Annotated in this window: 11 protein-coding genes; 4 read left to right on the plus strand and 7 right to left on the minus strand. The window is 50.1% G+C overall.

Going from position 1 to position 13,130, the window contains the following annotated elements; genetic code table 11:
- Positions 1-55: 55 nt before the first annotated feature.
- The 5 genes from BZG25_RS08590 to BZG25_RS08610 all read right to left on the minus strand — a co-directional run bounded on the left by BZG25_RS08590 (position 56) and on the right by BZG25_RS08610 (position 5,791).
- Positions 56-1,654, minus strand: a complete 1,599-nt coding sequence (locus BZG25_RS08590) for a methyl-accepting chemotaxis protein (RefSeq protein ID WP_077579276.1) — start codon at positions 1,652-1,654, stop codon at positions 56-58.
- A gap of 238 nt (positions 1,655-1,892) precedes the next feature.
- Entirely contained in the window at positions 1,893-3,131 is a 1,239-nt protein-coding gene (locus BZG25_RS08595) for a glycine betaine/L-proline ABC transporter ATP-binding protein (protein ID WP_077638859.1), read from the minus strand.
- Positions 3,124-4,020: a proline/glycine betaine ABC transporter permease gene (locus BZG25_RS08600; protein ID WP_046075974.1), complete on the minus strand. Its 897-nt coding sequence runs from the start codon at positions 4,018-4,020 to the stop codon at positions 3,124-3,126. Before BZG25_RS08600 ends, BZG25_RS08595 begins: the two co-directional genes overlap by 8 nt.
- A gap of 67 nt (positions 4,021-4,087) precedes the next feature.
- The gene (locus BZG25_RS08605; protein ID WP_077579279.1) at positions 4,088-5,083 is read right to left on the minus strand and encodes an ABC transporter substrate-binding protein; all 996 of its coding nucleotides are present in this window, start codon (positions 5,081-5,083) and stop codon (positions 4,088-4,090) included.
- Positions 5,084-5,251: 168 nt separating this feature from the next.
- On the minus strand, positions 5,252-5,791 hold the full coding sequence (locus BZG25_RS08610) for an isochorismatase family protein (RefSeq protein ID WP_077638860.1): 540 nt from the start codon (positions 5,789-5,791) through the stop codon (positions 5,252-5,254).
- Between the two features lie 159 nt (positions 5,792-5,950).
- Between BZG25_RS08610 and BZG25_RS08615 the strand changes: the two genes are divergently transcribed.
- Entirely contained in the window at positions 5,951-6,820 is an 870-nt protein-coding gene (locus BZG25_RS08615; protein ID WP_046075971.1) for a DMT family transporter, read from the plus strand.
- Positions 6,821-6,843: 23 nt separating this feature from the next.
- Here BZG25_RS08615 and BZG25_RS08620 read toward each other — a convergent pair whose 3' ends face one another.
- The gene (locus tag BZG25_RS08620) at positions 6,844-7,827 is read right to left on the minus strand and encodes a lipid A deacylase LpxR family protein (RefSeq protein WP_052708152.1); all 984 of its coding nucleotides are present in this window, start codon (positions 7,825-7,827) and stop codon (positions 6,844-6,846) included.
- 138 nt (positions 7,828-7,965) lie between these two features.
- On the opposite strand from BZG25_RS08620, the gene BZG25_RS08625 reads away from it, so the two are divergent.
- The 3 genes from BZG25_RS08625 to viaA all read left to right on the plus strand — a co-directional run bounded on the left by BZG25_RS08625 (position 7,966) and on the right by viaA (position 12,178).
- Positions 7,966-8,796 (plus strand): rhodanese-like domain-containing protein, encoded by an 831-nt coding sequence (locus BZG25_RS08625; RefSeq protein ID WP_077638861.1) that lies wholly within the window; start codon positions 7,966-7,968, stop codon positions 8,794-8,796.
- Positions 8,797-9,045: 249 nt separating this feature from the next.
- Positions 9,046-10,713 (plus strand): AAA family ATPase, encoded by a 1,668-nt coding sequence (locus BZG25_RS08630; RefSeq protein WP_046075969.1) that lies wholly within the window; start codon positions 9,046-9,048, stop codon positions 10,711-10,713.
- Positions 10,700-12,178: an ATPase RavA stimulator ViaA gene (gene viaA, locus BZG25_RS08635; RefSeq protein WP_077607050.1), complete on the plus strand. Its 1,479-nt coding sequence runs from the start codon at positions 10,700-10,702 to the stop codon at positions 12,176-12,178. The genes BZG25_RS08630 and viaA overlap by 14 nt, the downstream gene beginning before the upstream one ends.
- Here viaA and BZG25_RS08640 read toward each other — a convergent pair.
- Positions 12,162-13,064, minus strand: a complete 903-nt coding sequence (locus BZG25_RS08640; protein ID WP_077579283.1) for an EamA family transporter — start codon at positions 13,062-13,064, stop codon at positions 12,162-12,164. The two genes, viaA and BZG25_RS08640, sit on opposite strands and share 17 nt — an antisense overlap.
- Between the last annotated feature and the right edge of the window lie 66 nt (positions 13,065-13,130).

The following is a 13,130-nucleotide window of genomic DNA, read 5'->3' on the forward strand; positions in this document are numbered from 1 at the left end:
TGTGAAAAAGGGGCGTCCTCGATACGCCGAGAAGCGCCCTTATCACATCAAGCTATTAGGTTTGAAATTGGTCAGTTAATTGCGTCAACGCGCTGGATTGGTGGCTTAACTGACCACTGACATTACTGGTGGTATCGATTGCCTCGGTGAGTGATTGGCTACCTTGTTTGAGCGCGCGACGCTGCTGGGTGAGGTGAGCAATTTCTTTATGCTGAGAGCCCAGGGCTGCTTCAACTTCCGCGCTGAGTTGTTCAAGCCCTTGGAAAGTGGTATGCATCTCGCCTAAATAGCCCTGCAGTCGGACACTGGCTTGCTGATTGTCGGCACTGGCTGACTGTGTTTCCGTTAGTAGATTATTGGCGGTATCAACTTGGCCGAGTAAGTCATTGATCCAGTTTCGAATATCGCCAGTTGATTGTGCTGTGCGTTGAGACAAACTTCTCACTTCATCAGCGACGACGGCAAAGCCTCGCCCATGCTCACCAGCGCGTGCCGCTTCAATCGCGGCATTGAGGGCCAGCAAATTAGTTTGCTCTGCAATGCCCTCAATCACATCCATGACGCCGGCAATTTGGTTACTGGTTTGTTTCAAGGTTGCCATGGTACTCGACACGTTTTCCACCACCTTGACGCTATGGGCAATTGAGGCTTCTGTCGCACTCATTTGCGTTTGAATTTCATCATTGTCCTGAGAGACTTTGCCGATGTACTCACGGGTATCATGAATGGCGTTGGCGATTTCTGTGGTTGCGCTTTCCATAACGGTCAGGGATTGCGCGACATCGTTAACGTTTTGCCGTGTTTGCTCGTTAATCGTCGCCACTTGCGTGCTTTGTTGGTCTAAGGTATCTGACTGTTGATCAAGCGCTGATGTCCGCGATTGTATATCGGTGACAAAGTGACTGAACTTATCGAGCAGGTTATTAGATGCCCGAGCGACGGCACTGACTTCATCCTGATACTTATCGAATAAACGCACGGAGAGATCGGAGCGCTTATCGATATCCGTCAGGGATGTGGCAATATGATCCAGGCGCACCACCACGGTTTTTCGTAGCCAAGTCATCAGCACTAAGGCCAGCAATAGTGTGATCCCACAACCGACATAGACGATGTTCGATTGCTGGTGCAAAAAGGTAATAAGCGCGCCGGCAGAGTTTTTCGCGTTATCTTGACGCTCGGTCAGCTTTTCGTTGATGGCCGCTAACATGGGGTCAACGGCAGGGTAGAGATCAAAGTCCACGAGACGCCCGGCATCGTAAAAGCTTTTACTGTCGACCGTTTTAGCAAGCTTGGTGAGGTATTGGTCGAACTTCTTTTTACCTTCTAGCTGTTCGGCACGCCAGTCCGACAAAGACGGATACTGTGACAACGCTTGCCAGCTCTGTTGATAGCGTTGTTGAAGCTTTTCAAACTCAGGGGTGATCTCGTTCCAGAATAAGACTTGTGCTTTGATTTTTTGCGACAGATTGACGAGGTCGCGGTGATCACGCTCAAGAGCTAAAAGCGCCCATACTTCGGGAAGTTGATGATTTACATATTCGGCTGAGGCATCCGCGGAGCGAGCCGATATCCAAAGTGCGAGACTACCGAGTCCGATGGTCGAGGCGATAAAGAGGGTGAAGGCGATCAATAACCGCTGTCTTACGCTCATGGTACTTCCTGTCAACTGCCTAATCTAAATATGCGCCGCAGCTTAAGGAGCCACTGTTTCAGTAGAATGACAGGTGTCTCAGTAATGTGATTTGCGAGTGAAATCACTGTTCATTTTTATGAACATGACGCGGATAGCGTCAGTGACGAGGCTGAAAAATGGTGCAGAAAAGTGCGACAACAAAAAAGCGCCCCGCCTGAGCGGGACGCGTTCACAGTCAGCGAGAGTGCGTTATTGGCTAACTGGCTTTTTTCGTTGAGTCTTTGTCGTCAGGTGCGCCTGCGTGTTTGTGGCCACTTTCACTGAGAATACTGGCCACTGTTTGCCGTGAGAGGTGCCCAATTAGCTCGCCTTGATTATCAAAGACGGGTAGCGGCCATTTTGACTCCAACGTATCTGGGATGACGGTTTCCAATAACGAGTCTTGCTCAATGGCAGGCACGTCTTCGAGAAGACTTGCCTCGATATCACCGCTTGGATCTTTGTCACTGAGGTTTTTTTGACTCAGGGTGCCTTGATAGCCTTCTTCTGTGATGTAATAGCCATAGTTGGCCTTTTGCTGACGCATCTGCTGAATCGCATCGCCAATCGTGTTGGCACTGATACGACAGATTTGTGGCTGCATCACGGTTTCGACCGTTAATGCGCGAGCACGGTTAACGTCTTTCACGAAAGCCTCGACATAGTCATCGGCCGGTTGGAGCAATATATCGACAGGCTCTCCGACTTGTACGAGCTTACCATCACGTAAAATGGCAATACGGTCACCTAGCCTCAATGCCTCGTCCAGATCGTGAGTGATAAAAATGATGGTTTTGTGTAATTTTTCCTGTAATTCAATCAGCTGGTCTTGCATCTCGCTGCGAATGAGGGGGTCAAGGGCAGAAAATGCTTCGTCCATCAGTAAAATTTCTGCATCCGTGCAGAGGGCGCGTGCAAGGCCGACACGTTGTTGTTGTCCACCAGATAGTTGCGCCGGATATTGATCGGCGTAGCCGTCAAGACCCACAGTGGACAACCATTGTTCCGCTTTTTGATCGCGTTGCGCTTTTCCCTCTCCTTGGATTCGCAAACCAAACCCAACATTTTCTCTCACTGTACGGTGCGGGAGTAGGCCAAAACGTTGAAACACCATGGACATCTTATGGCGTCGAAACGCCTGCAACTCTTTTTGCGAGTGCTTCATGATATCGGTGCCTTCGACGCGGATTTCACCCTCGGTGGGATCAATCAAGCGATTGAAATGACGAATTAAGGTCGATTTTCCAGAGCCCGACAGGCCCATGATCACAAAGACCTCACCGCGGCGAATGGATAGATTAATATCACTGAGTCCAATGGTATGCCCTGTTTCTTGTAATAAGGCATCTTTACTTTTTCCTGCTTTGACCGCAGGCATTACCTTTTGCGGGTGGTCGCCAAACACTTTATATAGGCCTTGGATCTCAATTAAGGTGTCCTGGACTGGCTTAGTCATGATCGCCTCCTTTGAGATGCTGCTGGGAACGTTTGGCGTAGCTTTGAGACACACGATCGAAAATAATCGCAATCACCACAATGGCGAGACCATTGAGAAGGCCCAAGGTAAAGTATTGGTTAGTAATCGATTTAAGTACAGGCTGTCCAAGGCCCGAAACACCAATCATCGAGGCAATGACCACCATCGCCAGTGCCATCATAATGGTTTGGTTAATGCCTGCCATAATGGTTGGCATTGCTAGGGGGAGCTGGATCTGGAATAAACGCTGAAAACCATTGGCGCCGTAGGCTGTAGCTGCCTCTAACACATCTTTGTCTACTAACCGGATCCCCAGGTTTGTCAAACGAATCACCGGAGGAATCGCATAGATAACCACCGCGATCACCCCGGGAATCTTGCCAATACCCAGCAACATCACCACTGGGATGAGATACACGAAGGCGGGCATGGTTTGCATAATATCCAGTAACGGCGTGACCACGGCTTGGGTACGATTGGACTTGGACATGGCAATGCCTATCGGCACACCCACGCCAATAGCGACCAGTGTACACACCAAAATGATACTCATGGTGCTCATGGTATCTTCCCACATACCCAAATAGGCAATCAGGGTGAAGGAAACAACCACAGCCGTGGGGAGCTTCCAAGAGCGACTGGCGAGGTATGCAATACCGGCAAGTACGGCAATCACCAGCCACCAAGGTGTGGCGAGGAGTAAGTCTTCGAACCAAACGAGAAAGTGGAGGAGGGGGTCAAAGAAGGCTTCAATACCTTCACCATATTCGCGGGAGAAGTCGCGATACGCGCCGTCGAGTGTTTGTCGAATAGCGAGCAGATCACGCCTGCTCATTTCTGGCACTTCCGTTAGCCATGAATCAGCCATTGTTATTGTTCCTATACTGCTTAAGGAGAGCCAGCGCAGCGGCAGCTCTGCGCTGGCTGTTTCAACGTTACAGGGCGTCTTTTACTTTTTCAGCGACGTCACTGGGTACCCACTGGGTCCAAATATCTTCATGATTGATGAGGAAGTTGGTCATCGCGTATTCCCCATCGGCCTGGTTTTCTTCCATCCAGGCGAGTAAGCCATTCATTTGATCGTTGGTGAAACCACGCTCTTTCAAGTAAGTCAGCGCTTCGGGGGCGCGAGTGGCAAAGCGTTCTGTTACCACGGTATCAACGTCAGCCGCCGGATACATGGTTGCTTGCGGGTTCATACAATCGTTCGAGGTAATACAGTCCTTGTAGTGCTGTACGTCTGTTCCTGTCTCAAAGTCCACTTTTACCATGTCATATTTGCCCAACACAGCAGTGGGTGCCCAATAATAGCCAAACCACGCTTCTTCTCGTTCGTAGGCTTTGGCGATTGAACCTGCAAGGCCTGCACCAGAGCCCGGATCGACAATTTCGAAGCCGCTGTCAGCCAACTCTAAAGCTTCAAACTGGTTTTCTGAGGTAATTTGGCAGTTCCAGCCCGCGGGGCAGCCATAAAAAGCGGATTTGGAGGCATCTTCTGGATGGGGAAACAAATCAGCGTTCGCTTTGATCCCTGAAATGGTCTTCAATTCAGGATGTTTTTCGACCATGTAGCGTGGAACCCAAAATCCTTCTTCGCCGCCTTCAACAAATGCACTACCGGCGTAGCGAACTCGACCCTCGTCGATACCGCGCTGCAGGCCTTCACGCATCGAGTTACTCCAAAACTCAGGGGCAATGTCGGGTTCACCTTTTTCAATCATCGAGGTGCCCGTTGGCATGGTATCACCAGGGACAAGCTCGGCATCGCAGCCGTAGCCATGCTCTAAAATAAACTGATCGATGTTGGCAATCAGGCTAGCAGAGTTCCAATTCATATCGGCGATAGTGACTTTGCCACAGTGGTGGTCGTCTGCGCTGGCCGGTAATGCCGATAGCGACAGGATAGCGGCTGAGAGTAGTCGTTTGTACATATGCTTCCTTTCCTTTTCAAACATGCGTCCCAAATAATATTAGACCACTAATTAAATTGTTAGGAGGCAAAATGAGGCATAAGTCTCACTTTACCGTTTTGCAAATCCGAAATTTGCTCATTGTGACCACCACTACGTGATATCAATCATTAGAGATCTACTGAGTGCTTACTTGATGAGTGACAAAAACGCTTTAAAGTCCGGCCCCCCTGCGTGTTGTTGCCACTCAAACAACAAGGCTTCGACCACGGTGATCCAAGCACCATGCTGCTGCATCATTGCGATGCCACTTTGATGGTGTGCAGGGTGACAGGATGACATCCCGTCCGTGACAAGATGCACATGGTAGTGATGGCGAAGCAGATCACAGGCGGTTTGATACACACAAATATGTGTTTCAATGCCGCAAAGAATTACCTGTTTACGGTTCAGTGAACGCAATGTCTGCGCTACACGAGGCTCGGCAAAGGCACTAAAGGTGTGTTTGGCAATGGGCGTGTTGTTTGGCATCAGGTCGGCGAGCGCCGACGTTGTTGCACCAAGCTTTTCAGGCAGTTGTTCTACCCAAACGACAGGCACATCGAAGTGTTCGCAACCGCGCACTAATTGGGCCACTTTTTGGTGTAATTCCTCGCTACCCACCACTTTTTGCGCCAGCTTACCTTGTATATCAATCAACAAAACGACGGCATTTTCGGTATTAATCATTCTAGTATCCCCCTGTTTTACCAATAAATAAGCATAGCAGCTCCACTTCATTGCGCTGGCGAAGTTCGCCCTCAACTATTTATCTTTCAATAAAGATACTTGATGTTGATCAATGTGTCGGCTAATCTATCTTCACATAAAGATAAATGGAGACAGGTTATGCATTATTTCATCGCGATTCTCGCCCCCATTTTTTGGGGAAGTACTTATTCGGCGGTTGCATTGTACTTGGGGGATCTTTCCCCTTACTGGATGGCGGTCTGGCGGGCGCTGCCTGCAGGGATCTTAATGCTGTTGATCAGTCGCCGTGGTTTACCCTTGAGTTTGCCGAGAATGCTCGCAGTGAGCTTTTTCAATATTGCTGCTTTCTTTTTACTGCTATTTATCGCGGCATATCGACTACCGGGCGCGGTGGCGGGGACGTTAGGAGCCACCTTACCGCTCGTTCTGATGCTGTTGCAGTGGTTAACCGAAGGAAAACGGCCAGAGCCTAAGCTGCTTAGCTTGGCACTACTCGGGCTATTGGGAGTGGGATTGTTGCTGAATCCATCCACAGACATCGATTGGGTGGGAGCGGGCGCAATGCTATTAGCAACCTTCTTTGTCGCGCAGTCAACATTGTGGATGAAGCGATGGGAAGCGAAAGATATTTTTGGTTTGACCGCATGGCAGTTGGTTCTTGGTGGTGTGATGCTCGTGCCGTTTGCATGGGGCTTGGCTGGGCCGCCGCAAGCGCCAACACTTGACGCTTTACCAGGTCTAGCGTGGATAATCGTACTGAATACCGCCGTTGGCTATTGGGCTTACATTCGCTCAATTACCGTGCTGGGGCCCAATCGTCAGTCGATCATCATGTTCCTCAATCCGCTTACGGCCGTGACCCTGGGGGTACTTTGGATTGATGAGACGCTACAACCGCTGCAATGGTTGGGTATTGCGATGATTCTCGCGTCTTTGTTGTGGATGAAATTCTCCGATAAATTGGCGCTACCGCGCAGTGCGAAAACGGCGGCGGCTCCCTCAAGATAATGGAAAAGGGAATGACACTATCGCTAATAGCGATAGTGCACGGTCCAAGACACGTAACTGTAGGTGTTATCGATCGCTTGTTCATAATCTTTGGTATGCAGTACGACACTGATATCCGTGCCCCAGCGAGGTTGATAAAACGCTACCCCAGCTGCGGCACTGGCTTGCCAATGCGTCATATCGATGTCTGCATTTTCTGGCGGCTTATCGCCATTGATGGTGATGTCATTGGCACGGTAGCGACCTTGGATAGCCGTATACAAGAAGGCACCTTGTTCACTGGCCTCAAATAAGCGGCTATCGAGGTGCCGGCCGGGCTCATAACTGATTCCTCCATACGTGTTGGCGAGATCCAGCCCCACTCGGTAGCTAAGGCCTGCTGACAGCTCACTACGGAAGTTGCCAATATCCGCACGTCCAGTCACTCCCCATTCTTGATGCTCGCTACGGTGTAAAAGCTGGTGCCGCTCATAGGCAAGCTGTGCCACTGGGGTATTTTCCACTTGATAGTCCCAGCCTTTAGGATCGGGAGAGTCAATGACATCATGCACATAAGACTGCCCTTCTTCCGTTTGTGACGCGGGACCAACCATACCAAGCATCAATGACCACTTATCGACCCGTTCTGGCGTCTGCTGGTAGATACCGGGCTCGATAAATATCAACCCTGCATAAGGGCGTTCCTCGGGTTGAGGTGTGGTATAGGTAATATCATTGGGCGTCCACATCATTTGCCCAATATCCACACTCCAGCCTTGCCTTGCCGACTCGTTGAGCGGAAGTTGCTCGGCAAACCAACGAATAGGCGTGACAGACGCACGAGTGAGATCATCTGACCAATCCGCATGCCAATGCGCATAAACACCACTGGTGTATTGGTTGTCGACCCCTAATGGGCTGTCGTTTTCAATCGTTAACCCAAAGCCAGCCGCCAAGGCCGTGCTAGGCGCGAGTAGCAAAGTGGGAAACAGTAAAATAGTGCCACTGATCACGCGAGACGGTGTCATTCACATCCTCATTTAGTTGCATCTTCAATGCGAGGCTCTCAGTATGAGTAAAAACGCAGGCTGACACCAGATGAGAAAGGTCAATATCTTGTGAAAGAGTGGTAAGCCGTCAATCAACGATGAAAAGGAACCGTCAAAATGTCAGTGTTTGTAACCGCCGAATGGCTGGCTCAGCGCCTCGATACCGTGATCCCTGTCGACGCCAGTTGGTTTATGCCTGATGTGTCGAGGGATAGCGTTCAAGAGTGGCAACAACGTCGGATTCCGGGGGCCGTTTTTTTTGACTTCGACAGTCGTATCAAAGACCCCACGTCTAGCCTACCCCATATGTTGCCTGATGAAGAGTGCTTCGCCCAGCATATGGGCGCATTAGGCATTGCGTCGCAAGATACCTTAGTAGTGTATGACACCCAAGGATTGTTTTCAGCGGCGCGTGCTTGGTGGATGTGTAAAGTGATGGGGCATCAAAATGTGTTTATCCTGGATGGTGGGTTACCTGCATGGATGGCCTCAGAAGGGCTGATTGATAATACCCCGCCGCAGCCACGTGTCGAAGCGACCTATCAGACGCAGTTTAAACCGTACCGCTACATGGATGGTGCCACCTTGGCAGACAAACTCGCCGTGATGAATGTGATTGATGTTCGTCCTGAAACACGCTTTTATGGCGACGCCCCTGAACCGAGAGAGGGGATTCGTAGTGGTCATATGCCTGGCGCCACGAATCTTCCCTTTGCCACGTTGACCGACCCACGAGGCTTTGTGATCAGTGAGCGTGAAGCGCGATCGACCGTGTTACCCCACTTAAGTGATACGCGGGTTAACGTAGTAAGTTGTGGCTCGGGGGTTACCGCGTGCATTTTGGCCGCTGTGGCTGAGCACTACTTCGCCTACCCTGTGGCGGTTTACGATGGGTCATGGACTGAGTGGGGTGGCCACTCACACTGGCCCGTAGTGAAAGCAGGTTAATTATCAAGCAATGACAAGAGGGGGTGTCGCAAGATTGACTTGAGAGTGATCTATGTCACTATCTGACAAGTGCGCTAATGATATATCGATACATTAATTAATATTGGTTTACATAATAGCGTGTTTTTTGTGCAGTTGGTCAGCTGGTTAATGGCAAATAGCGCTTGGCTTGCCATGATTAATCAACAAGCGCTTCGTGGTTATCAAGCACAAAAATACCCTGTATAGCGATAAAAATCGGAGTATCACTTGTCTCAAAATCTTGCCACCGTCAGTCAACGTGCTTTGCTACCTGAGCGTATAGCCAGCCTCATCAATGCGCTTTCCAGTGGGGTGTACGAGCGCGAACATACCATCAAGATGTGTCTGTTGGCCGCGCTTGCCGGTGAAAGTATCTTCTTACTTGGCCCACCCGGGATTGCGAAAAGTTATATCGCTAAACGATTGATCGAGGCGTTTGATAACAGCCAGTTTTTTGAGTATTTGATGACCCGGTTTTCCACGCCGGAAGAAGTATTTGGCCCGCTCTCGATTCAGGCGCTGAAAGATGAGGGCAAATATGTACGCTTGACCGATGGCTATTTGCCTAACGCCGACGTTGTCTTCTTGGACGAAATATGGAAAGCAGGGCCGGCTATCCTCAATACCTTGCTGACCGTGGTCAACGAACGCACCTTTAAAAATGGCGAGCATGTTTATCCTGTTCCTATGCGTTTATTGGTGACAGCGTCCAACGAATTACCCGAGCCGGACAGTGGGCTCGATGCCTTGTACGATCGCATGTTGCTACGAGTGTTCGTCAATCGGATCCAAGAGAAGAAAAACTTCAAACTGATGCTTACCGAGCCCAGCCAGGATGAGGCAACGGTGGCCGATAAGTTGAAAATTAGCCATCAAGAATATCAGCATTGGCAGACCATTATTCCCACACTGGATCTGCCTGATGCGATATTCGAAAAACTCTACACCCTAAAACAACGGGTAGAAAATGCCGGCAGTGAGCAATCACAATTCGACCCAAGTGAGCTTTACGTGTCGGATCGCCGGTGGAAAAAGGCAGTGCGTTTGCTAAAAGCGGCCGCTTTTTTCAATGGTCGTGACGAAGTCGCGCCACTGGACTTATTGTTACTGGAAGACTGCCTATGGCATAGCCCAGAATCGCGCGATGTGGTGCAAACGGTAATGCAGGCATTTGCCAAAGAAGTGCTGTTCGATCAACAAGAAGTACTCGCCTTGATCGATGACGTCAAAGTGGCATTAGAAGAGATTGAACAAGATACGGCTGAGGCGCTGACCTATCGACAAGATACGGCCACCGCTGGACTCACGCGCAAAGCAATGATTGACGTGAGTCAGTCGCCTCGCTTCACGGTCAACCAAAGTCGAGATTTGGTTCGTTTTGTCCTACTTCGGGCCAACCCATCGGTTTCAGAGCAAGAAAAAGGTGACAGTCGCTGGGTGTATCTCGATGCGGCCGACATTGAGAAAAAGTTGAAAACAGGCAGCACAGACTTGTATGGCTATGTGAATAAAAACAATCATCTGTGCCGGCTCACGTTAGAGTGGGATGCGCAGCACGCCTTGGTCATTAAAGATATCGCTAATCGACCTGTACCTATGGCTTTGGTGGGGGTTAACGATCCGAGCGAATCGCAGCTAGCAGATTGGAAGCAACAAACCGATCATGCGCTTGAACAATTGCAGCACGCGCAGTTTTTAATTCGTCGCGCGCGCAGTCAACTCAATGCCGGATTACCGCATTTATTTGCGCAACCGGATCTGCTGGAAATCGCATCAGCGAGTTTGGTGGATGTGGAACATGAGGTAAAAACGCAGATTGATAACCTAGAGCGTCAAGTTAATCGTTTAGCGCGCTTAGGTGAGTTCTTCTCAGGAGCAAGCCATGCTGAGTGCTGAGAGCTTGAACATGGGGTTGATGCTCGCGGAGTCTGGGTTACTGGATGCGGCGATGACAGAGTTGATGTCTCACCCCCAGTTACTCGTGTTGACGGAACGAAGCCCAGCGATTAAGCGAGCCGTAAAAAAACAGCTTCAGCGCTGGCGAGGGCAAACGAAACGCAAGCTGGTGCAGCAAGGGCTGTCAGCTTCCTTGAAGCAAGAAATTCAATACTACGAGCAGGCCACCGAAAAAACCGCGCGCGCGTTTGAAAAAGAGATTGATACTTTACTGAGCCAATTAAAATCGGTTTCTTCGTTCTATCCGCAGGCGGAAAAGCTCGCCGCCCATCAAGCTCAGCACGCCGATCCCATGTTTCAGTCGTACTTTTGCAATAAATGGCACGCGCATTTAAAAGCCGAAATACAAAAAAATCAGTCCGACAGTGTTGAGGCGCAAAAACAAAAGCTCTTGGAAGATTTGTACCGCCGGATTTCAACCTATCAGCAAATGGATGGTGTTGACCAGTCGGGCGATATCAGCAAAGTGGGGCGGCTGTGGGATATGGCGGCGAGCTCTCTTTCTCAGCAAGACGTCACCTTGCTTAAACGGTTTATTGCTTTTCTAGAGAAAAATCCAGAGCTTCAGGCAATCGCGGAACAACTCGGGCGCATGGCCAATCAGGTGAATCTTTCTGGGCCAAGCCAACAGCCCACTGAAACACTGAAAACCAAACCAGAGCGTCAGGTGGATGTGCCGGACGATATCACGGGGATTTGCCAAAGTGATCGGGTTGATCGCTTGTTGCCCAATGAAGCCGTGTTGCTCGCGGATCCGGCGCTTGAAGTGGTGTTTTACAAGCAACTGGTAGACAAACAGCTCCTCAATTATCAGTTTTCTGGTAAGGCCTACCGTCGTAAAAAAGTGGAGACGCACGCGCCTAGTCAATCTATGCCTGAAAAAAAGAAAGGGCCGTTTATCATTGCGGTGGATGCCTCTGGCTCCATGAGCGGTTTTCCAGAGCAGTGTGCTAAAGCCCTCGCGTATGTGTTGATGCGGATTGCCGCCACTGAGCACCGAGACTGTTACGTGATGCTCTTTTCCACGGACCATATTAGCTACGAGTTAACCGGTGAGCGCGGTTTGCAAGAGGCGATGAGCTTTCTCTCCTACCGTTTTCATGGCGGCACAGATATGACGCCAGTCATTGATAAAGCGCTCAACCTGATGGAAAGCGATCGCTATCAAAACGCCGATCTGGTGGTCGTGTCAGACTTTATCGCGCCTAAGCAATCGGATGCGATGATCAACAAGGTTGAGGCACTGAAAGCCAACCACAATCGCTTTCATGCCGTTAGCTTGTCCAAATATGGCAACCCCAGCCTAATGGCCATGTTTGATCACTGTTGGCGGTATCAGCCGTCACTCGGTGGCAGGCTGCTGAGTCAGTGGTGGCCGGGCAAATCATTTACAGCGCAGAAGTAGGTCTGGCACGCGCTTTTAGTCCCAACCAGCGACCAATGCGCCGACCCAACACAGACAGGCTCAAGCCAGAGACAATCAAGGCCGCGCCAACCCACTCAATCATCGATAAGGTTTCTCCCAACCCGATTGACGCTGCCGCCATACCGACAATTGGGATCAATAGCGCAAACGGGGTGACCGAGGCTGAGGTGTGCTGGTTGAGCAACCACCCCCAGATAGCGAATGCAACTAACGTCGACAAGTAACCCACGTAGGCAACAGAGACCCAACCTGATAACGGTGTGGCTTGCAACAAGGCAATAGGCTGGTGGGTCTCAAACCAATACGAGAGGGCAAACAGTGGTAGCGGTGGGATTAAGCTCACCCAAACCATAAAATGCATCAGGTTAACGCCTGGCATTTGTTTCATCACCATGTTGGCGACTGCCCAGAAAAAGCCAGCGGCAACAATCATCGCCACGCCCGTGAGTGTCGCGCTTCCCGTAGAGGCAACAAAAAATAGCCCAAACCCGGAAAAAGCCACGATAAGTCCGATGCGTTGCGGCACGGTAACATGCTCTTTAAGCACCAGAGCGCTTAGCCCGATAGTAAAAATGACCTGTGACTGTAAAAGTAGGGAAGCGATGCCGGCTGATGCATCGTCTTGCATGGCAATAAACAGCAAACTAAATTTAATGACGCCTAGGCTCAGTCCCACGGCGAATAGTTGCCACAGTTTTACCTTAGGACGCGGAATAAAAAATACCGCCGGCAAGGCGACGATAAAAAACCGTAACCCTGAGAACAAAATGGGTGGCAAGGTTTCCAGCCCAACTTTAATGACGGAAAAGTTGACGCCCCAGATCAGTACGACCAATAAAGCGAGCAGAACGCTTTGGATGTTCATAGTCAGTCCCTTACTAAGATACCGCTACCCTAGCATGGAATACTGGCTATCACGAAAAATCTGGCA

It is taken from the genome of Salinivibrio sp. ML198 (genome assembly GCF_001996015.1).
Classification (GTDB): Bacteria; Pseudomonadota; Gammaproteobacteria; order Enterobacterales; family Vibrionaceae; genus Salinivibrio; species Salinivibrio siamensis.

What these genes read in the sequence shown, in the direction of transcription:
- BZG25_RS08625 (WP_077638861.1), top strand. Translation starts at nt 7,966, where the DNA reads ATGTCAGTGTTTGTAACCGCCGAATGGCTGGCTCAGCGCCTCGATACC.
- BZG25_RS08590 (WP_077579276.1), bottom strand. Translation starts at nt 1,654, where the DNA reads ATGAGCGTAAGACAGCGGTTATTGATCGCCTTCACCCTCTTTATCGCC.
- BZG25_RS08620 (WP_052708152.1), bottom strand. Translation starts at nt 7,827, where the DNA reads ATGACACCGTCTCGCGTGATCAGTGGCACTATTTTACTGTTTCCCACT.
- BZG25_RS08600 (WP_046075974.1), bottom strand. Translation starts at nt 4,020, where the DNA reads ATGGCTGATTCATGGCTAACGGAAGTGCCAGAAATGAGCAGGCGTGAT.
- viaA (WP_077607050.1), top strand. Translation starts at nt 10,700, where the DNA reads ATGCTGAGTGCTGAGAGCTTGAACATGGGGTTGATGCTCGCGGAGTCT.
- BZG25_RS08615 (WP_046075971.1), top strand. Translation starts at nt 5,951, where the DNA reads ATGCATTATTTCATCGCGATTCTCGCCCCCATTTTTTGGGGAAGTACT.
- BZG25_RS08640 (WP_077579283.1), bottom strand. Translation starts at nt 13,064, where the DNA reads ATGAACATCCAAAGCGTTCTGCTCGCTTTATTGGTCGTACTGATCTGG.
- BZG25_RS08605 (WP_077579279.1), bottom strand. Translation starts at nt 5,083, where the DNA reads ATGTACAAACGACTACTCTCAGCCGCTATCCTGTCGCTATCGGCATTA.
- BZG25_RS08610 (WP_077638860.1), bottom strand. Translation starts at nt 5,791, where the DNA reads ATGATTAATACCGAAAATGCCGTCGTTTTGTTGATTGATATACAAGGT.
- BZG25_RS08595 (WP_077638859.1), bottom strand. Translation starts at nt 3,131, where the DNA reads ATGACTAAGCCAGTCCAGGACACCTTAATTGAGATCCAAGGCCTATAT.